The organism is Parasediminibacterium sp. HNIBRBA5674 (assembly GCF_056745525.1).
The window spans coordinates 15,989-37,903 of the sequence record NZ_JBQWIE010000003.1 but is presented as its reverse complement, the minus strand read 5'-3'; the positions used below and the strand labels follow the sequence as shown (position 1 = coordinate 37,903).

19 protein-coding genes and 1 tRNA gene are annotated in these 21,915 nt (G+C 36.5%); 7 read left to right on the top strand and 13 right to left on the bottom strand.

All coding sequences use genetic code 11. From position 1 onward, the window contains the following. Window positions 1-121 precede the first annotated feature (121 nt). Both ACT9TX_RS02440 and ahcY read right to left on the bottom strand, forming a co-directional pair. Window positions 122-1,906, bottom strand: a complete 1,785-nt coding sequence (locus ACT9TX_RS02440) for a UvrD-helicase domain-containing protein (protein ID WP_481336614.1) — start codon at window positions 1,904-1,906, stop codon at window positions 122-124. Between the two features lie 252 nt (window positions 1,907-2,158). Beyond that, on the bottom strand, window positions 2,159-3,484 hold the full coding sequence (ahcY, locus tag ACT9TX_RS02435; protein WP_481336613.1) for an adenosylhomocysteinase: 1,326 nt from the start codon (window positions 3,482-3,484) through the stop codon (window positions 2,159-2,161). A gap of 115 nt (window positions 3,485-3,599) precedes the next feature. On the opposite strand from ahcY, the gene ACT9TX_RS02430 reads away from it, so the two are divergent. After that, entirely contained in the window at window positions 3,600-4,097 is a 498-nt protein-coding gene (locus ACT9TX_RS02430) for an Lrp/AsnC family transcriptional regulator (RefSeq protein WP_481336612.1), read from the top strand. 194 nt (window positions 4,098-4,291) lie between these two features. Continuing rightward, window positions 4,292-5,449, top strand: coding sequence for an NAD(P)/FAD-dependent oxidoreductase (locus ACT9TX_RS02425; RefSeq protein ID WP_481336611.1), 1,158 nt, complete (start codon window positions 4,292-4,294; stop codon window positions 5,447-5,449). Here the strand turns inward: ACT9TX_RS02425 and ACT9TX_RS02420 are convergent, their stop codons facing one another. The 3 genes from ACT9TX_RS02420 to ACT9TX_RS02410 all read right to left on the bottom strand — a co-directional run bounded on the left by ACT9TX_RS02420 (window position 5,450) and on the right by ACT9TX_RS02410 (window position 9,284). Beyond that, window positions 5,450-5,941 (bottom strand): N-acetyltransferase family protein, encoded by a 492-nt coding sequence (locus ACT9TX_RS02420; RefSeq protein ID WP_481336610.1) that lies wholly within the window; start codon window positions 5,939-5,941, stop codon window positions 5,450-5,452. Window positions 5,942-5,944: 3 nt separating this feature from the next. Further along, on the bottom strand, window positions 5,945-6,535 hold the full coding sequence (locus ACT9TX_RS02415) for a phosphatase PAP2 family protein (RefSeq protein ID WP_481336609.1): 591 nt from the start codon (window positions 6,533-6,535) through the stop codon (window positions 5,945-5,947). Window positions 6,536-6,623: 88 nt separating this feature from the next. Beyond that, window positions 6,624-9,284, bottom strand: a complete 2,661-nt coding sequence (locus ACT9TX_RS02410; RefSeq protein WP_481336608.1) for a valine--tRNA ligase — start codon at window positions 9,282-9,284, stop codon at window positions 6,624-6,626. 243 nt (window positions 9,285-9,527) lie between these two features. Here ACT9TX_RS02410 and ACT9TX_RS02405 point away from each other — a divergent pair, with 243 nt between their 5' ends. Further along, window positions 9,528-10,847, top strand: a complete 1,320-nt coding sequence (locus ACT9TX_RS02405; protein WP_481336607.1) for an aspartate kinase — start codon at window positions 9,528-9,530, stop codon at window positions 10,845-10,847. Window positions 10,848-10,932: 85 nt separating this feature from the next. Here the strand turns inward: ACT9TX_RS02405 and ACT9TX_RS02400 are convergent, their stop codons facing one another. Then, window positions 10,933-11,289, bottom strand: a complete 357-nt coding sequence (locus ACT9TX_RS02400; RefSeq protein WP_481336606.1) for a YraN family protein — start codon at window positions 11,287-11,289, stop codon at window positions 10,933-10,935. Between the two features lie 29 nt (window positions 11,290-11,318). On the opposite strand from ACT9TX_RS02400, the gene manA reads away from it, so the two are divergent. Both manA and ACT9TX_RS02390 read left to right on the top strand, forming a co-directional pair. Beyond that, window positions 11,319-12,524 (top strand): mannose-6-phosphate isomerase, class I, encoded by a 1,206-nt coding sequence (gene manA, locus ACT9TX_RS02395; RefSeq protein WP_481336605.1) that lies wholly within the window; start codon window positions 11,319-11,321, stop codon window positions 12,522-12,524. Between the two features lie 223 nt (window positions 12,525-12,747). Further along, the gene (locus ACT9TX_RS02390; protein ID WP_481336604.1) at window positions 12,748-13,314 is read left to right on the top strand and encodes a DUF6580 family putative transport protein; all 567 of its coding nucleotides are present in this window, start codon (window positions 12,748-12,750) and stop codon (window positions 13,312-13,314) included. 90 nt (window positions 13,315-13,404) lie between these two features. On the opposite strand, the gene ACT9TX_RS02385 is transcribed toward ACT9TX_RS02390, so the two are convergent. Beyond that, window positions 13,405-14,124 carry a hypothetical protein gene (locus ACT9TX_RS02385; RefSeq protein ID WP_481336603.1) on the bottom strand — a complete coding sequence of 240 codons (720 nt, stop codon included), beginning with the start codon at window positions 14,122-14,124 and terminating at the stop codon, window positions 13,405-13,407. A gap of 496 nt (window positions 14,125-14,620) precedes the next feature. Between ACT9TX_RS02385 and ACT9TX_RS02380 the strand changes: the two genes are divergently transcribed. After that, window positions 14,621-16,471 (top strand): T9SS type A sorting domain-containing protein, encoded by a 1,851-nt coding sequence (locus ACT9TX_RS02380; protein WP_481336602.1) that lies wholly within the window; start codon window positions 14,621-14,623, stop codon window positions 16,469-16,471. An 80-nt stretch (window positions 16,472-16,551) separates the two neighbouring features. Here the strand turns inward: ACT9TX_RS02380 and ACT9TX_RS02375 are convergent, their stop codons facing one another. The 4 genes from ACT9TX_RS02375 to ACT9TX_RS02360 all read right to left on the bottom strand — a co-directional run bounded on the left by ACT9TX_RS02375 (window position 16,552) and on the right by ACT9TX_RS02360 (window position 19,705). Further along, window positions 16,552-16,818, bottom strand: coding sequence for a hypothetical protein (locus ACT9TX_RS02375; RefSeq protein ID WP_481336601.1), 267 nt, complete (start codon window positions 16,816-16,818; stop codon window positions 16,552-16,554). 98 nt (window positions 16,819-16,916) lie between these two features. Continuing rightward, window positions 16,917-17,855, bottom strand: coding sequence for a magnesium transporter CorA family protein (locus ACT9TX_RS02370; protein WP_481336600.1), 939 nt, complete (start codon window positions 17,853-17,855; stop codon window positions 16,917-16,919). Between the two features lie 101 nt (window positions 17,856-17,956). Beyond that, window positions 17,957-18,730, bottom strand: coding sequence for a diaminopimelate epimerase (gene dapF / locus ACT9TX_RS02365; protein ID WP_481336599.1), 774 nt, complete (start codon window positions 18,728-18,730; stop codon window positions 17,957-17,959). 99 nt (window positions 18,731-18,829) lie between these two features. Next, on the bottom strand, window positions 18,830-19,705 hold the full coding sequence (locus tag ACT9TX_RS02360; protein ID WP_481336598.1) for a nucleoside phosphorylase: 876 nt from the start codon (window positions 19,703-19,705) through the stop codon (window positions 18,830-18,832). 77 nt (window positions 19,706-19,782) lie between these two features. Here ACT9TX_RS02360 and ACT9TX_RS02355 point away from each other — a divergent pair. Next, window positions 19,783-19,853: transfer RNA gene (locus ACT9TX_RS02355), tRNA-Cys, on the top strand. Between the two features lie 74 nt (window positions 19,854-19,927). Here the strand turns inward: ACT9TX_RS02355 and ACT9TX_RS02350 are convergent. Continuing rightward, window positions 19,928-20,362, bottom strand: a complete 435-nt coding sequence (locus ACT9TX_RS02350) for a DUF4395 domain-containing protein (protein ID WP_481336597.1) — start codon at window positions 20,360-20,362, stop codon at window positions 19,928-19,930. Window positions 20,363-20,446: 84 nt separating this feature from the next. Beyond that, window positions 20,447-21,910 carry a TolC family protein gene (locus ACT9TX_RS02345; RefSeq protein WP_481336596.1) on the bottom strand — a complete coding sequence of 488 codons (1,464 nt, stop codon included), beginning with the start codon at window positions 21,908-21,910 and terminating at the stop codon, window positions 20,447-20,449. Window positions 21,911-21,915: the final 5 nt, after the last annotated feature.

Here is a 21,915-nt window from a genome sequence, read left to right as displayed (position 1 = left end):
GCTCTCAGATAACGCAGAAGTACGCAGATTTTTTGATTTAAAAACTACACGAATAACAATATGCAAATTTCTGACTAGTATCTGCGAAATCAGCGCAATCTGCGAGAACCTTTTAAACTATCTACCCGTAATTCTCTGCCAATTGTAGCTTCTTTATTCTTGCTACAATAGCGCCTTTCGTACGTTTAAAATGTTTAATCATATCGGTAATGTCTTTGCCTTTGCAAAATAGCTCAGTTAGTTCTTCATCTAGTTCAGCCGTCCAAGGTTGGTAAGCACCATTATGCTTTTCTCGCACCAATTCTACTGAATAGGTTTTGCCTTTGGTACTAGCAATATAAGGTGTCTTTTTAGTGTTTTGTGCTTTGGCTTTTTGCTTGTCTTCAGCCGATATTTTTGGTATCACATGTATTTGCGCCGCAGGCGGAAAATCAACAGGCATCAACTCTTCAGGTATGTGTAGCGCATGTTTGGCTCTTGTAATAGCTACGTACAGCAAGTTAATTTCTTCGTTGAGTTTTGTTTTATTGAGGGCTTCTTTTTTAGTATCAGCTAAAGTTTTTTCTAGCTTTTCTTCGTTAATAAAATCGTTGGCTAAATGGATAATATCGTATTCCATGCCTTTGCAGCGGTGCACTGTTGAGAAAATAATATCGGCCTTTTCTTTCTCATCGTTTGGTACGTGCTTGTCTTTTATAGCTTTAATAATGCTGGGTATTTCATTACCATATTCTTTCACTATTTCTACCATCATGCCTAGTTGCATGTCTTCGGTTTTTTCAATGTATTCTTTCAGTTCTTCCATGTCTTTCATGGCCTTAATTAAATTGTCTCTAATTAAGTCACGCTTGCCATTTTGTAAGTTCAGCACATCATACAGCGAAGCGCCTTCATCTGCATAAGTGTAAGAATTAATGTTGCCCTCGAAGTAAATATGTTTGATTTCTTTTTTCTCAGTTACATACTCAATGGCTTTTAGCAACAAGCCTAAATTGGTTCTTGCTATTACCGCTACGGTTGCCTGTGTTTTACTTTTGCCCTTGCCATTAATAGTAACAGTTTTGTGTGTAGCTAATTGTTCTTTCCATTGCAACACATCCACTGCTAAGTCTGCTATTGGCTGCGCAAAACGAAAACTGGTAGATAAATGATAGGTTGTAAAATCTGCCTTTTCAAGTGAGTTAACCGCATAGCGCCAACCATAAATTTGCTGGTGCGTATCGCCTACAATTACTTTGGTAGCTGCTTGCTGTAGAAAAATGGCCAACATAGCAGGCGACGCATCTTGACCTTCATCGAACAGTATATAATCGTAGCCAAGTTGTGGGTTTGCCAACTGGAATTTTTTCAAGTAAAAATCGTGGGTAATTTCAATCTCGGCTTTATCCATTTTGCCCAAAACTATTCTTGCTTGCTTTTCTATGTATTGATAATTGGCAGCCACAAATATTCTAGCAACAGGGTCGGTAACAATGTCTAGATAATTGAGTTCTTGTACTTTGCGCTTATCGCTATTGCAGAAGTAAGCAATAAACTTATTGATGTGATTGGCAATAATATATTCAGCATGTTTTTCGCCGGTGGCTTGTAAACTAAGCAGTTCGGCTATTTCGTTGGTTTTGTAACCTTGCGACCTTACCTTATAATTACTGCGATAAACAATGTTTTTAAAAGCTAATGAATGTGCAGTTTCCACCGTCACGTTCGTCAATCCTTTTTCTGTAAACTTTTTAGTGGCTTCAAGCTTTACAGATTTATTAAAAGCCAAGTATAAAATACGACTAGTGGCAGGTTTTGCCTTAGCATAAGCAATAACGGTGGTTGTTTTGCCTGAGCCTGCTACTGCATTTATTTTAATATTCCCTGTTGATTGAATAATGGCTGCTTGTTCTGCGGTTAATTGCATAAGGCCTCAAATAAAGGTCAATGTATTGGTATGGCAAAATAACGATTAGCATTCGCAGTAGTAAAAGCTCAAAATAGAACAAGCCTTACAAGTGTGCACCGATGTATGATAGTAGTACTTGCGCTGGTGACATAAAACATCACAATACGTAACAGATTCTTCCTTCGTCAGAATGACAAAAAAGCCGTTTCGCAATTGCGAAACGGCTTTTTACTATTAGATGCTTCCTTCGTCAGCATGACAACGGGAAAATTAATATCTGTACATATCGCTTTTGAAAGGCCCGTTTTGTGGGATGCCTAAGTAAGCAGCTTGTTCTTCTGTTAATACATCTAGTTCAACACCAATTTTAGCAAGGTGTAAACGAGCAACTTTCTCATCTAAAGTTTTTGGTAACACATACACTTTGTTTTCGTAAGCAGCGTGGTTTGTCCACAACTCAACTTGCGCCAAAGTTTGGTTACTAAAGCTGTTACTCATTACAAAACTTGGGTGGCCAGTAGCACAACCTAAGTTTACCAAACGACCTTCAGCAAGGATGATGATGTCTTTACCATCGATGTTGTAGATGTCAACTTGTGGTTTGATGGTATCTTTTGTATGAGCGTAGTTTTTGTTTAACCAAGCCATATCTATTTCAATATCAAAGTGACCGATGTTACAAACAATCGCCTTGTCTTTCATCAAACGGAAATGTTTTTCAGTAATCAAGTCACGACAGCCAGAAGCAGTAACAATTATGTCAGCCTCAGCAACTGCTTTGTGCATTGGTTTTACTTCAAAACCATCCATTGCAGCTTGCAAAGCACAAATAGGATCGATTTCGGTAACAATAACACGGCAACCTGCACCTAATAAAGAAGCAGCAGAACCTTTACCTACGTCACCGTAAGAACCTACAACCGCAACTTTACCAGCCATCATCACGTCAGTAGCTCTACGAATAGCATCTACCAAACTTTCTTTACAACCGTATTTGTTATCAAATTTAGATTTGGTAACACTGTCGTTTACGTTGATAGCAGGTACTGGTAAAGTACCTTTAGCCATACGCTCGTATAAACGGTGCACACCTGTAGTTGTTTCTTCTGACAAACCTTTGATGCCACTTACAAATTGAGGATATACATCAAATACCATGTTGGTAAGGTCACCACCATCATCTAAAATCATGTTTAAAGGACGGTCAGCACCACCGAAGAATAAAGTTTGTTCAATACACCAATCAGCTTCTTCTTGTGTTTGACCTTTCCAAGCGAAAACGCCAATACCAGCAGCAGCAATAGCAGCCGCAGCTTGATCTTGTGTAGAGAAGATATTGCAAGAGCTCCATTTTACCTCAGCACCTAAAGCAACCAAAGTTTCAATAAGCACAGCCGTTTGAATAGTCATGTGTAAGCAACCTGATACACGAGCACCTTTTAATGGTTGGCTAGGGCCATATTCTTCACGGATAGCCATAAGACCTGGCATTTCAGCTTCTGCCAAACGGATTTCTTTACGACCCCATTCAGCAAGGCTAATATCAGCTACCTTGTATGGTAAGCTAAAATCGATTGATTTTGATAAAGTAGACATGTTTTAAATTTAGGTGGCAAATATAGTTTGGTAGGATAAAGTTGGTGTTATTTAATTTTATTTGGGAAATAATTGGCAAATTTGACTACTAGAAAGAATAAATAGCTATAAAGCCATGTCAAAAGCCATTAAAAAAGAACAATCCACCAATGAGGTTTTGGTGCTAGACGATAAAGACCTTGCCATATTGCGATTGCTACAGCAAAATGCTAAGGCAACCGTAAAAGAAATAGCCGATGCGGTGCATTTAAGTACCACACCTGTGCATGAACGCATAAAACGTATGGAACAAAATGGTGTGATAAAACAATACGCTACTTTGGTAGACCATAGCAAGGTAAAAAAGGGCTTGATGGTGATTTGCTATGTATCGCTAAAGCAACACGATAAAACAGCAGGTAGTGAGTTTATACAAATGATAAATGCCATGCCTGAAGTGATTGAGTGCTATAACATTAGTGGCGAATTTGACTTTATGCTAAAAGTGGTGGCTGAAAATATGGATGACTATTATCACTTTCATGTAAATAAATTAAGTGAAACAGGTAATTTAGGCCATGTGCAAAGTGTGTTTGTAATGGGCGTGATAAAGCAAACGCATGTGGTGGTGTAGTCAATGGTCAATGGTCAATGGTCAATTAACTTTTGGATTGCACAATATACATTAGTGCGGTTACATTTGAGTTTACTTGAAACTTGAAACTTGAAACTTGAAACTTGAAACTTGAAACTTGAAACTTGAAACTTGAAACTTGAAAACAATTACTTTTAAAACTTGTAATAAGTATTAAACATCACTACCAATCAATGATAGATACACCAGTTTGTATAATAGGTGCGGGGCCAGCAGGGCTTGTGGCTTCTTTGTTTTTGAGCAAGCAAGGTGTTGCGCATACAATTTTTGAGCGAAGGAAAGAGGTAGGCGATAAGGTTTGTGGTGAATGTTATGATGGTAGGCTAGCCAATGTGTTGAATAAACTTGATACGAATTTATTACCTACAATGCTTGCTGAGCAAGTATTACAGCCAATAGAACAATACCAATATTTTAACCATAAAGGCAAGGGCTTGTATATAGATGCTGCTAAGCACAATGCGGTTAGCCGGTACAGTACTTATAGAAAAGATTTTGATACATTTTTACGTGCAGAAGTACTAAAAAGCCCATACTCTACGCTTAATACTGGCGAGGCAGTAAGCAATATTGTTACTCATGCAGATGGTATTGAGATCATTACCGCAAACAAGCGCATTAAAAGTGAGCTAGCAATAATTGCAACGGGCAATTTATCTATGCTTGCAAATCAGGCTAGGCAAGCTTTGCCTGACCATTTTTTGTTGGCTGCAAGAGGCTATTACCGCCATTTAAACATTACAGAGCCGCATGGCTTTCAGGTGTACTTAATTAACAAACCTGTACATGGTTATTTGTTTATTAATAAGCTACCAAAGGGTTTGTACACGGTAGAGATGTTTATTCTAAAAAAGCATGCTAGTAAACATGGCTTTAATGCTGAGACCTTGTTGCAGCAAGTGATACAGCAGCAGCCACAAGTAAAAAGCATTATGGCTAGTGCAGTTTTGGTAGAAAAAATTAAAGGTGCTTCTTTACCATCAACAGCTAATAAACACCAAAGTTTTTCTGCTGAAAGAGTGTTGCTAGCAGGTTCTTCTGGTAGTGGGGTAAATCCGTTAACAGGTTGGGGTGTTGGTCATGCAGTGTTTCAAGGTATGTGTGCTGCAGAGCAATGTATTACTAGCTTAGAGGAGCAACAATTTGACGCTAATTTTTTGCAACAATATGATGCACGCTTAAAAAAATCATTGCAAAATGATTGGCAAAAAAGCCAACAAGTAGATTTTATCATGCGGTATTTGCACAAGTCTACTGGCAGATTTATTGGCTATGCAGCGAGTAATAATTACTTAAATAAAATGGCAGAAAAAGCCATTGTAGGTGTGTAACTACAGGCTCATACTCATCACATAATCGTTCATGTAAAAACCTTCGCCAAAGTAAAAGTCTTCAGATTTTACAATTTCAAACCCCATTTTTTCGTAGAAACCAACGGCTTTATTTTTTCTGTTTACTTGTAGTTCTAATTGCTTGCCACCAAGTTTAATTACTTTGTTTAGTACTTCTTTCAAAAGAGCTTTACCTGCACCAGATTGCTGTACATCAGGATTTACATACAGCTTGTGAAGCTTGTAAATATTGTCTTGCTGTAAGCCAAACGACGCAAAACCAACAATCTCATCATCTACTTCTGCCACTAAAAATTGAGTGCCTTCGTAAAACTGATTTTCCAATACATCTTGGCTGTACATTTTCTCAAGCATGTACTCAATTTGCTCGTTGGTAATAATGCGTTTATAAGCACTAGGCCAAGTTGTGTAAGCAATATTTTGTATAGCGTTGATATCTCTAACTGTGGCAATTCTTATTTCAGCAAGCATAGTTTAATGAGTCTTTTTAGTAAACAACTTTTTGTTTAAATATTGGCTAAGCCAAGCACTACCTACACCAATTGCTGCACCAGCCAATACATCAGTAGGGTAATGTTCACCCAAATATAAACGAGAATAACCAACACTCGAAGCCCAAGCATAAGCAGGTACCACTACATACCATTTTTTATATTGTAATGATAAAGAAGTAGCTACTGCAAAAGCTGTAGAAGTGTGACCAGAAGGAAAAGATTTATCACTTTCTATTTGATATGGATTAATCAACAAAGGATATTGCTCGTAAGGTCTATCTCTTTTAATAGTGTACTTTAAACCTTGTGTAACTATTGTATTAATAGCCAAACCACCAACACTTTGCCAACCTTGACGTTGTAGTTTTTTGTCTTTTTTAATAAAGCCTACAATCAGCTGTGTTGCAGGCACACCAACGCTTACAGCATAAGTACTAGCTGATGTTTTTTGCCAAAAGCCAGAAGATGGTTGCTGCGGGTTAATATCATTCAACAAGTTTACTTCCCAGTTTTGTGCGTGGGTAAAACTGAATAATAGTAGGCAACAAATACTTGTGATAACTTTTTGCATGTGATATTTTTAGCTCGCAGATTTCACAGATTTACACAGATAATTTCTATTTATTTCTGCGAAAATCAGCGACATCTGCGATAGATTTTTACAAACTGCTTAGGCTTTCTTCAATAGTTTTAATTCTAGCTTCTGCGTCTGCTTGTTTTTTACGTTCAAATTCTATCACCTCAGGTTTTGCATTTTGCACAAAACGTTCGTTAGATAACTTCTTCAATACGCTTTGCAAAAAGTTTTGCTGATACGCTAAATCCTTTTCTAATTCTACTTTTAGCGCCACTGTGTCAACTTCTCTTTCTGCTTGTAAAAAGAATTTATCTTGCTCTACAGCAACCACAATACTATTTGCAATGGCTTCACTCGTAAATGTAATTGCCTCAGCATTTACTTGCTTAGATAATATGCTTGTAATACCATCGAAACTTGCTTGGTTGCTAGTTTGTATGGCTAATTTGATGGTTTCTTTTGGCTTAATTTGGTTTTTGTTTCTTGCTTCGCGAATGGCAGTAATTACTTGTTTTAATAATTCTGCTTCTGCAAGAATTTCTGATTTAGGATTTGAAATTTGAGCAAACTGTTTTACACACAAGCTATCTGTTTGCTCTTTTAATAACGTGTAAATTTCTTCAGTAACAAATGGTGTAAATGGGTGTAATAATTGCATTAATTGCTCGAAGAAGCCAATGGTTTTATTGTAAATAGATGCACTAATTGGTTGCTCAAAACCAGGTTTTACCCACTCTAAATACCAGCTACAGAAATCATCCCAAATAAGACTATAAATCACTTTTAAGGCTTCACTTATTTTAAACTGCGCCATCAAGCCATCCACTTCAATTTGTACTTGCGCTAGTCTGTTTTCAAACCAAGTGGTTGCAAAATCGCTTTCTGTAGATGGTAAACTATCATCGGTTGACTGTCTTCCTTCCCACATTTTCACCAACTTCAAGGCGTTCCACAATTTATTATTAAAGTTTCTACCTTGTTCAAGTGATGCTTCATCAAACATTAAATCGTTACCAGCAGGTGATGAGAACATAATGCCAAAGCGAACAGCATCGGCACCGTATTTATCAATTAAACCCAATAAATCAGGGCTATTGCCTAATTGCTTACTCATTTTACGACCTTGCTTGTCACGCACCATACCTGTAAAATACACATCTTTAAATGGCAATTCGCCTTTAAATGCATAGCCAGCCATAATCATTCTAGCTACCCAAAAGAAAATAATATCTTGACCGGTAACCAAAGTGGTAGTAGGGTAGTAGTAGTTTACTTCTTCGTTATTTGGGTTGCTAATGCCTTTAAAAACTTCCATTGGCCACAACCAAGATGAGAACCAAGTGTCTAAGCAATCTTCATCTCTAGTAAGTTGCGGATTTGAAATTTGAAATTTGGAATTGTATAATGCGATTGCCTCTTGCTCAGTTTCTGCCACTACACAATTACCTTCATTATCATACCAAGCAGGAATTTGTTGCCCCCACCACAATTGGCGAGAAATACACCAATCTTTAATGTTGCTTAACCAATGGTTGTAGGTATTTTTTAGTTTGGCAGGATGAAACGTAATCTCATCATTCATTACACTAGAAAGGGTTTCTGGATGTTTACCCAAAAACGTTTTCATGTCTACAAACCATTGTAGGCTTAATCTATTTTCAATAACAGCGCCTGTTCTTTCACTAGTACCTACCTGACCTTTATAGTCTTCAATTTTCTCTATTTGGCCAAGTGCTGCAATGTCTTCAGCTATTTGTTTTCTTAAGGCAAATCTGTCTACACCATTGTAAGCCAATATCTGCGCTGGTGGATTTTCGTCCATCAATTGCTCAGCCGTAAACTTGCCTTCAGCATCAAGCGTATCAATGGTTTTAAGATTGTGTTTTCTGCCTATTTCATTATCGTTTTTATCGTGTGCTGGTGTAATTTTTAAAGCACCTGTACCAAATTCAGCATCTACATAATCGTCTGCAATAATTGGTATTTTTCGGTTAATGATTGGTACAATTACTTCCTTACCAATCCACGCTTTGTAGCGCTCGTCATTAGGGTTTACACAAATAGCCACATCACCTAAAATGGTCTCTGGTCTTGTTGTAGCAACCATCATGTACTTGCTACTATCTTCAACCAAAGGGTATTTTACATAGTAAAGTTTGCTATCAATTTCTTTAAAAATTACTTCCTCATCACTTAAAGCCGTTTTACTTGCAGGATCCCAGTTTACCATGCGCAAGCCACGGTAAATAATGCCTTCTTGGTGTAGCTGAACAAATATTTTGATTACTGCTTTGTAGTAATCATCATCCATTGTAAATGATGTTCTGTCCCAATCAAGACTACAGCCCAGTTTTTTTAATTGTTGTAAAATGATGCCGCCGTATTTCTCTTTCCATTCCCAGGCATAGCCCAAAAATTCCTCTCTTGTCAAAGATGATTTGGCAATGCCTCTTTCACGCAACATCGCTACTACTTTGGCTTCTGTGGCAATAGATGCATGGTCAGTACCAGGCACCCAACAAGCATTTTTGCCCATCATTCTAGCACGGCGCACCAATATATCTTGAATGGTATTGTTCAAGCAATGGCCCATGTGTAACACACCTGTAACGTTTGGCGGCGGAATGACCACAGTATAAGCTTCTCTCGCATCAGGCACACTTTTAAAGTAGCCCTTCTCTTTCCATACATCTGTCCATTTTAGCTCTATTGCTTGCGGTTCAAAGTTTTTTGATAATTCCATTGCTTGTTGTTTTCTCTAAATCTATTTGCTGTAAATTCTATACTAATTGCTTCAATTATTTTTTAATAAAATAAGCAATTAGGGCTGCAAAAGTAAGGAAAAGCGAGGCTGTAGATAGGCTTAGTTTTACCCAAATAACTTCAATTGCAAAAACAGATTTTAGCCATTAAAAATCACCTCAAAAACATTCGCACAATCAGTTTAAACTAGGTATATATTTGCACCCACAAAAAAAGTAGGGTAATGAAAATAATGAAATTTGGCGGTACCAGCGTAGGTAAGCCAGAACGTATGCATCAAGTGGCGCAATTAATTACCAAAGATGCTGAACCAAAAATTGTGGTATTAAGTGCATTAAGCGGCACTACCAATTCACTAGTAGAAATTAGTAATCATTTAGCCAAGAGCGACCGTGAGGCTGCCAAGCAATCCATAGATAAATTAGAAGCACACTATAGAAGTTTTGTATTGCTATTGGCAAACGGTGCAGAGGCACAAACTAAGGCAAATGCTATTGTAAGTGAGCATTTTGAATTTCTAAACATCATCTTACGTATCTCTTTTAGCGATGCGTTGAATAAAGATATTTTGGCACAAGGTGAATTGCTAAGTACCAAATTATTCTGCGTATTTTTAGAAGAACAAGGTATTGACCACCAATTATTACCTGCATTAGACTTTATGAGTATTGATGCGAATGGTGAGCCACATGTAGAAGCGATAAGAGCGAAACTAACGCCAATTTTAGCGCAATATGCGTCTAAAAATCTCTTCATTACACAAGGTTATATCTGTAAAAATGCAAGAGGCGAGGTAGACAATTTAAAACGTGGTGGTAGCGATTATACAGCATCTTTAGTTGCTGCGGCTGTAAATGCAACAGTTTGTGAAATATGGACTGACATTGACGGTATGCACAACAACGACCCTCGTATTGTAGAAAAAACCAACGCTATTGAGCAATTGAGTTTTGATGAGGCTGCTGAGCTAGCTTATTTTGGTGCAAAAATTTTACACCCAACTTGTATTTGGCCAGCACAACAAGAAAACGTGCCTGTTAAGTTATTAAATACCATGCAGCCAGAAGCTGTAGGTACTGTAATTACTAAAGAAGCAGGTAGCGTAGGTATTAAAGCTGTGGCTGCTAAAGATGGCATTATTGCTATTAAAATTAAGAGTAGCCGTATGCTATTGGCTTATGGCTTTTTAAGAAAAGTATTTGAGGTATTTGAAAAATACAAAACCTCTATAGATATGATTACCACATCTGAAGTGGCAGTATCTGTAACCATTGATAGTGCTGAATTTTTGAAAGAAATAGTGCAAGAGTTAGAACCATTTGGCCATGTAGAAGTTGAAACCAACCAAAGTATTGTATCTATTGTAGGTAATGAAATAGCCAAAACAGAAAGCGTTCTACAAAAACTTTTCATAGCTATTAACGAAATACCAGTAACCATGGTAAGTTATGGTGGTAGTCATCACAATATCTCATTATTAGTACCAAACGAATACAGAACCAAAACTTTACAACTACTTAACAGTGGTTTGTTTGGTTTGTAATCATTTCAGTAAATAGCTTTTTATAAAAATCCCTAGCAAGCAATTGCTAGGGATTTTTGTTTTATCAATTCGTGTCAGAAGTTAACTAAAAGAACACATCTTCAATCATAAAAATGTCTGGTACTTCGCCTTTTTTTAAGGTAATCGCAATCACATCAAATTGAATTTTTACCCATTCAGGGTTTTGGTATAAATATTCTTCTGCGGCTTTTTTTAAGTGGTTCATTTTGGCCTGACTAATGCTTTCTTCTGGCAAACCAAACTTTGCATTGGTTCTAGTTTTTACTTCTACAAAGTGTATTTTATTATTAAGGCTAGCGATAATATCTATTTCTAAGTGCTTGTGCCGCCAATTTTTGGCAATAATGCTGTAATTTTTTTCAATTAAATAGGCTTCTGCCAATAATTCGCCCTTATTTCCTGTGAGTTTGTGGTGCGTCATACTTAATTTCGTGACTATAAATATAGACTATGAAACTGAATGGAAAAACATTTCATCTGAAAGGAAAAGTACAAAACTATGCATGGGGCGGTTTTACTTTTTTACCCGCATTATTAGGTTTTGACAATATAGATAATAAGCCTTGTGCTGAATATTGGATGGGTGCACATCCATCTGCTGCTTCAATAGTAAGCGATGATACAAATGCAGTGGCTTTAAATGAATTAATAGCTAGCAATCCTGCTGAAACCATTACGAGTAAAGTGTTTGAGCAATTTGGTGAATTGCCATACCTATTTAAAATATTGGATGTAAAAGATATGTTGTCTATTCAAGTGCATCCTACAAAGGCAGAAGCTGCCAAAGGTTTTGATGCCGAAGAAGCTGCTGGTATACCTATAAACGCACCACACCGTAATTATAAAGATAGAAACCACAAGCCTGAGGTAATGGTGGCTTTAAGTGAGTTTTGGTTGCTACACGGCTTTAAGCAAAAGGACGATTTGATGCAGACCTTAATAGAAGTACAAGAATTTAATGTGTTGATGCCATTGTTTAAAACTGGTGGCTACAAAGGTTTGTACCAAATGGTAATGGAAATGGATCAAGTGTATGTAGATAACATGCTTGCGCCATTGGTAAAACGTGAATTGCGCCGCAAAGCAAATAATGAATTGACCAAACATGATGCAGGCTGGTGGGTATCCAAATTATTTGAAAGAAAAGATGAGGTAGTAAATATAGATAAAGGTGTGTTTTCTATTTACTTCTTCAACATTGTAAAAGCTGAACCTGGTGAAGCGGTATTTCAAGGGGCAGGTGTGCCACATGCTTACCTAGAAGGGCAGAACGTAGAGTTAATGGCTAATAGCGATAATGTATTACGTGGCGGCCTTACACCTAAGCATATTGATGTACCTGAACTGCTTAAACATACGTTGTTTGAAGGCGTAAAGCCAAATGTAATGAAGGGTAATGACATTGGTAATCATGCGGTACATTATCCTTGCCCTGTACCAGATTTTGGTATTCATAAAGTGGCATTGCAAGGCAATAGCCATGAGGCAACAGCTAGTTCTTTAGAAATAATAATTGCCGTAGAAGGTGGTGCAGTGATTAATAGTAGCAGAAATATCGCTTTAAAACAAGGTGAGTCAGTAGCTATTTTACCGGGTGAAACTTATAAGATAGAAGCGTCTGGTAAATGTGTGTTGTACAAAGCTTTTGTACCTTAATATTGTTTGCCACAGAAGCACAGAATCACAGAAAATTTATCCTAACTCTGTGTTTCAGAGTCTCAGTGGCAGATTTTGTTGCCAAAAAAGCACAGAATCACAGAAAAAGTATGCTAACTCAGTGTTTCAGATTCTCAGTAGCAATAAGCTTATCCACCTATGAGGAAAATAGGATTTGCGGGGTTGCAAATTCAGCCTATTTTTGTTATTGAAACACTTGACTATGAAGTTGAATAAAAACATCGTTATCTCTTTGGTATTGTTGATTGTAATAGCATCATTGTACCGCATTATACCTAGCCGTCCTTTTGGTTTTGCACCACAAATTGCGATGGCTTTATTTGGCGGCGCCTTGTTTGTAAACAATAAAAAATGGGCTTTTTTACTACCATTATTATCTATGTTTATCAGCGATGCTTTGTACCAAGTATTGTATGTAAATGGTCTTAGCCAAACTAAAGGTTTTTATGGTGGTCAAGTAACTAACTACTTGTTATTTGCTGGCTTAACGGTAATTGGTTTTGCTGTAAAAATGAACAAATTAGGTAGCATACTTGCTGGTGTTTTGGCTGCACCTACCGCTTATTTCTTAGCATCTAATTTATTGGTTTGGGCTAGCGGTGGTGGTTACCATCATCCTAAAACATTTGATGGTATGCTTGCTTGCCTTGCTGATGGCTTACCTTTTTACCAAGGTAGCTTAACAGGTACAGCAGTATTTGCAGGACTATTATTTGGTAGCTATTACTTGATTCAGCAACGTGCAGGTAGCGCTTCTGTAACGAAATAAGTTCGCTATAATGATATTAATAAAGGCAAGCTGAAAAGCTTGCCTTTATTGTTTTGTTCCATCCGTTGCTTTAGCTAGCTATTATTTACTTTAATAGTTACCCTTTAAAAAGCCCCAAGCCCTTAATTCGCTTTCCCAAGTTTTAGGGTAATTGGCTTTTACCAAATGTATGATGGCATCTAAGTGGGCTTCAACATCTGCACGTAATACATCTTTTTTATCTACCTCTGAGGTGATGGTTTTTGCCACAGTGGCACTAGCGCTTACAACAGCTTCAAAATCGGCAATGGTGGTATCCCAAAAAGCAGAGCCGTATTTTTCAGTAGCAAAACCATCTTCTACAATAGCAGTTTTCATAAGCGGCAAAGCTTTTTTACGGCTATCATTATCTTTTGGTAATTGGTAGGTGTTGTTTTCTTTTACTAAGCCAAAACGTGCATACTGTGGTATGGCTGCTGCTTCTGTTTCATACTTTTTTACAATATAGCCTTTTACTATTTTAACTGCATTATTAATAGTTGCATTTACAGTTTTTAGCGATACTGTTTTACTTGGTCGGTTACCGCCTGCTTTTAGCCTGGCAGATAAAGTGGTGCTATAGGTACTTGCCATGCCTTCAAATAGGGGTTGCGTGGTCCAAAGTAGTGTTAGTTGTGGCAGGGTTTTCCATTTGGCAGCTACCGCTGTGGCAAGGGTGTCTAGGTCAGCATCTTTTGTAGGTAACAATCTTACTTTTTTGGTTGATTGTTTAGTGGCAGTAGTAGTGCTGCCAGAAGTGTTGGCATCGGGGCTTAATTGTTTTGTAAGCATGACTTTATTTTTTTGATAGTTGAATGGATGATAAGGCTAATGTAACACTTTCTTATTAGTTTATTGTAGTCTATGACAACTTTTTAAAGATTTTTTATGAAAATGACATTGTAAGAAGCCTACATTGTCATTTACACCGTGCAACTGTGTAGGTAGGCTTCCTACTTAATCATTCGCACCGTGCAACTGTGTAGGTAGGCTTCCTACTTAATCATTCGCACTGTGCAACTGTATAGGTAGGCTTCCTACTTAATCATTTGCACCGTGCAACTGTGCAGGTAGGCAGTCGACTAGGTCATTTGCATTGTGCAACTGTGCAGGTAGACAGTCGACTAGGTCATTTACACTGTATATGTATAAGCCAACTTAACGAAAGTTTAAAGTAAGAGGGGTTAATGTGATTGGGTGAAAAGCGTATTATATCAGAAAATTAATTTGCCTGAATGCATGAAAGCTATATTTTTATTGCGTTATATAACTAAGTAAACCATTTGCCATGAATTTTTTTACTAAAATCACAACCAGTTTTATTGTATGCTTGATTTTGTTTTTTAGTACTAAAGCACAAACTATTAATCTCGTTCCTAATTTTTCACAAACAGATTTTGGTGTTCCTGGTTCTCCTATTGTTTATAATAATAACCTTTATTGCATTTACAACATCAGCGCTAGTAAGTCACAACTAGCGAAATATGATGGGACTAAGTTAAGTTTAATAAGTAATCCTAATGGTATTGATATAGGACCTAAGGATTTGTTGACAATTTATAATGGTAATTTATACTTTCAATACATAAATTCTAATAGTAAGTATCAACTAGCGAAGTTTGACGGTACTTCTATAAGTCTCATAAATAATTTATCCCCCACAGATGATGGGTTTATCGGAAATCCTATAGTTTATGGAAATAATTTGTATTTTAGGTATGGTAATACAAATGGTCAGTTTCAACTAGCAAAATATGATGGAACTAGTATTTCTTTAGTTAGTAATCCACTGCCCCCTGTTAACGAATTTTATACTAACTATGGTTTTCTAGGTGACCCAATTGTTTATGGAAGTAATTTGTATTTTGCGTATGGCTACATAAGGGGTAATCCAGTATTAGCAAAATATGATGGGACTAATATTTCCTTGATAAACAATCTATCTACATCCGATAATGGATGGGGTGGCTTTCCAATAGTGTATAATAGTAATTTATATTTCAAGTATTATAACAGTACTGGGCAATCTTTTTTAGCAAAGTACAATGGCTCAACTATATCTTTAATTAATAACCTGTCAAGTTCAGATCCTGGTATTGGAAATACATCTGGTATAGTGTTTTCAAATAGCTTATTTACTACCTATCAAAATGCATTTGGTCAGTTTCAATTAGCAAAATGTGATGGTTCTAGCCTTTCGTTAATTGCAAATCCATCGGGCATAAACTATTTCATCTATGGGGCACTAAATGTGCTTGGTTCTAGTCTATATTTTATACATAATAACGCTAGTGGCAACACTCAGTTGGCAAAGTATGATGGTTCAACTATCACAACTATTAATAACTTGTCCAACTTGGATCGTGGTTTTAATGGCAATACAATAGTAATTGGTACTAATTTATTTGATACATATGTAACTTCATCTGGTAAAACACAAGTAGTAAAATATGATGGAACTTCTCTTAGTTTAATTCCAAATCCATCAAGTGCAGATGATGGACCAAGTGGACATTTTACCGTATTTGGCGATAGACTTTATTTTAACTATAATAATGCAAATTCAAAATATCAATTGGCATACATTACATTATCATCACTCCCACTCTCTATTCTCACTTTCACTGCCCAAGCTCAAAACAACACCATAAACTTAGCTTGGCAAACTACCAACGAGGTTAATATGTCACACTTTACTATTCAGCGCAGTGTAGATGGTACTAGCTTTAGTGATATAGGTAAGGTAGCAGCTAAAGGTGATGGTGGTTATAGCTATACAGATAATCAATTGCCTAGTGCTTCGGTAGTGTATTATCGCTTACAAATGGTAGATAAGGATGGTAGTTTTACGTATAGCAAAGTGGTGGCGGTAACGCTAGTCGATAATCGTGTTTCGCTAGTCTTGTTCCCTAATCCTGCAAGGGATAATTTGTTTGTGCAAATAACTTCTACCAAAGCAGAAAAAATAACCTTACAAGTTACAGACTTACAAGGCAGACTACTACAACAAGAAGACACACAAGTAGGTATAGGTAATGTATCATTATCGGTAAATACCGCTTCTTTAGCAAAAGGTAGTTATGTACTGTTAGTTAAGAGTAGTACGGGCTTGCAACAAAAACAATTTGTGAAGGAATAGATTGCTTCGTACCTCGCAATTACGAATAAATTAAAACGGCTGCTCAGATTGATGTGAGCAGCCGTTTTTGTTTTTATACTTTACTTCTTTAAATACAGAATAATGAGACCGAAAATAGCCACCATTTGCCCTATCCAAAATATAAACATCCATTTAACAATATCTGATTTTGATTCAGCAATTTCTTTTCTTATCTGACTAATATCTTCTTTTGTAGCTAATACATCTTTCTTTTCTGTGTATTTCTGTTCTGCTTTTTGTTCAAAATATTCTATTACAGATGCAGCTTCTTGTTCAGAAAACCTTGCTTTGAATATTTCATAAATTTTTAGTTCTAAAGCACTCATTGTTTGTATAATTATAGAACGAATGTAAGATTTTTGATTGAAATTTAATTTCCCTTCTATAGTAGTACTTGCGATGGTTCAATAATTATCTACTTGCTTTAAAACCACTTTTTCTTCATAAAGTAGGCGCTAATGATGATGGATACAATGAGCGATAAAATGATGGGTATGTAAAAGGCGTGGGGCGAATTTTGCCCAGGAATAGCTACGTTCATGCCATACACACTTGCCACTAAAGCTGGTAGCGATAGGATGATGGTGATAGACGTAAGGCGCTTCATCACGTTGTTTAAATTGTTGCTGATGATGCTGGCAAAAGCATCGAGTGTGCTGGTGAGTATATTGGTGTAAATATTGGCCATTTCTAAGGCTTGGCTGGTATCTACAATTAAGTCTTGCATAAACTCTTTTTCTTCTTCGGTAAGGCCTAAAAAGTTGGTGCGTTCTAGTTTCATTAATAGCATTTCGTTACTGCGTAGGGCAGTAATAAAATACACCAAGCTTTTTTGAATACGCATCAAGTTTAGTAAGTCCTCATTGCTATTGCTTTCGTATAAGCTGGTTTCGTATTTGTTTCTGCGTTGGTTGACTTCTTTTAAAAACTCCATGAAGTTTTGCACCACTTTCTCGAAAATCTTGAGCACCATCATGCTGCGATTTTCAGGGTTGCGACGCTGAAACGAGTTGAGAAACTTTTTAATAGCACCATTATCGAAGCTATTTACGGTAACAATTTGCTGGTCGGTTAAGATGATGCAAATAGGAATGGTAATGTAAAAAGCATCGCTATCGTTGAAGGAATTGTTTTCGGTAGGCGTTTTAATAACAATAAATTTGGTATTATCATCTAGCTCAAAACGTGGCCTTTCGTCAATATCAAGCGAGTCTCTTAAAAACTCAATTGGTATAGCTAAAGTTTCACTTAATTCAATAAATTCTTCTTCCTTAAATGGTGGTACCAAATTGACCCACGTGCCATTTTCTGGCTTGTCTATTTCTATTGTTTGGTGATCTATTATTTTAAAATATTGAATCATAATGTAGAAGTGAAACGTGAAAAGTCAATGGATGATATCGTAAGTCGTGAACCGATAATCGCTAGCTTTTAGCGTTAACTTGCGATTATCGATTTTTCGATTTACGAGAGTTCGATTGTTCCTTTAAACACAAAAGTTGCAGGGCCACAAAGCCAAATATTTTCAAAAGAGTTTTCGCCTGTTTTATCAAATTCAACTGCCAAATTACCACCTAGGGTTTTTACTTCTATACGGTTAAAACCATTTTCATTGTGTGCAAAAATTAATGCAGAAGCTGTAACGCCTGTACCACAACTTAATGTTTCGTTTTCTACACCACGCTCGTAAGTACGCACAATAATCTTGTCTTCATCTGTACTTTCTACAAAGTTTACATTGATACCTTCAACCTTAAAATCACTGCTGTAGCGAATATCGTGACCGTGCTTATACACATCGTAATCCATTACATTATTAGTAGGGCGCACTAAATGTGGGCTACCTGTATTCAATACAAAATCGCCATGATTGTGTGTTATGGTATCAACATCTTTCATTTTTAAGTTCACCCAATTGTCGCTAAAAGTTGCATCATGTTCACCATCAATGGCAATGAACTTGAGCGTCTCTTTTTTTATGCCCATATCGTAGGCAAACTGCGTTAAACATCTGCCACCATTGCCACACATGGTACTTTCATTGCCATCTGCGTTGTAGTACACCATTTCAAAATCGTAGTCTTGCTTTTGGTTTAGTAGCATTAAACCATCTGCACCAATACCAAATTTTCTATCGCACAAATGATGCACTTGTGTGGTGGTTAAATTTATTGAATTGTCTCTATTATCGAAAATGATAAAGTCGTTACCTGTTCCTTGATATTTGTAGAATGTCATGTTGTAAATTGTGAGAGGTCAATGGTCAATAAATTTTTGAATTGTGCAATTTAAATTATTGTTTCAGCATTTGAGTTTACTGAAACTAGAAACTAGAAACTAGAAACCGCTAATTATCCCTAACGCTTTTACTATTAAATTCTCAACTGCTTTCTGACCATCTTTACTAAATTCTTTTTCTACACGATTGGCTACAATGGCATTTAAGCTTAAGCAATGATGACCTAATAATTTACCTAAACCATAAATTGCACTTGTTTCCATTTCAAAATTAGTGATGCGATGTTGCCCAAATGTGAAGGCTGGTAAGCGGTCAATTAATTTAGGATTGGTAAGGCCTAAACGCAATACACGGCCTTGTGGGCCAAAAAAGCCAGGGCAAGTAACGGTAATGCCATGATGAAAACCATCTACAAAATGCTTTAACAAGGCACTACTAGCACCAGTAATATATGGCTGAGAAACAGAAGCATCTATTTGTGTATGGTTAATAAATTGCTGAATAATTTGTTGGTCTTCATCGTTGCTGGTATGGGTATAAAAATTAAGCAAGTTATCTATGCCTAAGCCATGTGAACTAGCCACAAAACCATCTACAGGAATATCTTTTTGCAGCGAACCAGATGTACCAATACGAATAATATTCAGTTGTTTTAAAACAGGGTTAATGGTTCTTGTTTTAAAATCGATATTTACCAAAGCATCCAGCTCATTCAATACAATATCAATATTATCTGGCCCAATGCCTGTAGAAATAACGGTTAAACGTTTATTGCCTAAGCGACCTGTATGCGATATAAATTCACGGTGTTCGTTTTTAACTTCAACAGTATCAAAATGCTTGCTTACTTCTTTTACTCTACCCGGATCGCCTACAAAAATTACCGTATCTGCAACATCTTCTGGTAGCATATCTAAATGATATATGGCACCACGACTATTGATGATTAACTCGCTTTCTTCTATTCTGTTCATACTTTTTTTTTAGATTTCAAATTTAGAGTGTCTTTTTTCAATCTGAAACATTATTTTCGCACCCTCGAAAGAAAAAAGGTTCTGTGGCCGAGTGGCTAGGCAGAGCTCTGCAAAAGCTCGTACAGCGGTTCGAATCCGCTCGGAACCTCAAACTACCAACACACAAAAGCCGCTATAATAGCGGCTTTTGACGTTTTTGATGATTATGTTTTTCAGAAACACTTATCGCAAAATTTTCAACTTAATTAGAAAATCGTACACGTAGCAGCCTGCACAAATACTTAAAAACGATTCTAGAAAAGCAAAGAAAGCTAACACACTTGTAACAATCACAGTGCTAATACCAACAATTTGTAGTATTAAAATAGTTACTGAAAATAAAAAACCAATTCTTGCGGCAAAACGTTTTGGTGGTAAGTAAATGAACTTTATCGGCAAATTGAATGCTTTTACCAATTTATCTGCTATAAAACCTAAAGGGCTTAAATGGCCTAAGTTAAAGCCACGCAGGCCGAAATCTATCACCAAGAAAATAGGTAAAACGATACTTTGGGTTAATAGATAGATAATAGCAATAATTAGTACAAATAATGCAATCAGGCGAATTTTACTCTCGTTGGTTTGTGCTTTATAAATTTTTGCTGTAACGTCACCCATTCAAATTCATTTTGTGAAACGCAAATGTAGGGCAATATCTCTATTGAAACGATAGACTAAAAGCCTGTTTACAACTTACGATAATTATTTTAACAAACCAGCAGCCCATTCAACTGCATATTTGGCTTTGTAGTATTTAATGTTTAATTCTATTTGTTTTTGCAACAGTTCTATTACTTTGGTTTCTCTACTATTTACCAAGAACAATGAACTTTCGCCTTGTGTAAATTTTAGTTCTTCATTTTTAAGCAATGCTTGGTAATTGCTATACATGTTTTGAGCAATTAGTAGCTGCTGTGTAAGAGCAGAAAAATCGTTGTAATAGCTTCTTATTTTGGTATTGGTTTGCTGTTTTTTATTGATAAATTCTAAGCTCGTCTCTTTAATTTTTAGTTGTGCCTTTTTGTAATCACCTCTAGCTTCTCGCAAGAAAATTGGTATCTTAAAATCAATACCCCATTTGTAATTATTCTGAATAAAATCGGTGCTTACATTTTTTAGTGCGTAGTAATCTTTGTTTAAAATATTGCCCTTTAACGATACATAGGGTAGAAGGCTTTGAAACTTCAATTTACGTTCTACTTCTAAGCTGTTTAGTTTAAAATCATAAGCCCTTAGCAATGGGTTTTGCTCTGCCGATTTTGCCAAAATATCTTCTAATTGTTGTGCATTTGTAGCACTAAATTGCAAGGTTTCTGGTATATAATTTTCAGGCAAAAAATAGCTGCTATCGTTATTTAGCCACAAAAAGTTCGACAATTCAAGCTTTGCGTTGTTCCATCTTAACATGGCGTCACTTTGCATTAACTGGTAGTTTTGCAACTGTGTAAAGGCTTCAACTGTATCCATCATGGCACGGTCGCCATTTTTATAGGCAATGCGTACTAAGCGCAATCTATTGCTTGCAATTTCAGTAAATTGAGAAAACAATTTGTATTGCTGAAAACTGCCAGCCCATAACCAATAAGTGGTATAAGCATCAAACAATAAGTTATTGAGTATGGTTAAACGCTCTTGTTCGCTTTGGCTGCGATATAGTTTTGCTTGTTGCAGCACAGCTCGTCTTTTGTCAATTAATAAGCCTTTTGCTAATGGAATTTCTAAACCTAGGTAACTCGTCTTTCCCTTAGTAACTTCAGATGTTAAATAATCACCACCATTGTTTTCAATGCCAGTTTTTATATTACCTACTGGTAATGGTATACCTAGTTCAGGGTTGGTGTAGTAATAGTAATTCTTGCCATCAAATGTTTTTCTACTTGCATCTAACGCAATGGTAGGATCGAAGCTGCCACGGGCTGACAATAACTCGGCCGCAGCTTTATCTACCTGAATATCAGCTTGTTTAGCTATTGGGTGGTATTTTTTTATTTGCGCAATAAATGTGTCTAATGCGTAAATATTTTGCTTATTTGTTTGTGAAAATATTTTGCCACCGAATAATACACATACCATCAGCATTAACCCAAGTTTATAACCGTTGGGCTTCTTTTGAGTGTAGTTATTCGTATGTATTAAAAATCGATCAATCATTTTTAGTCGTTTCATTACTT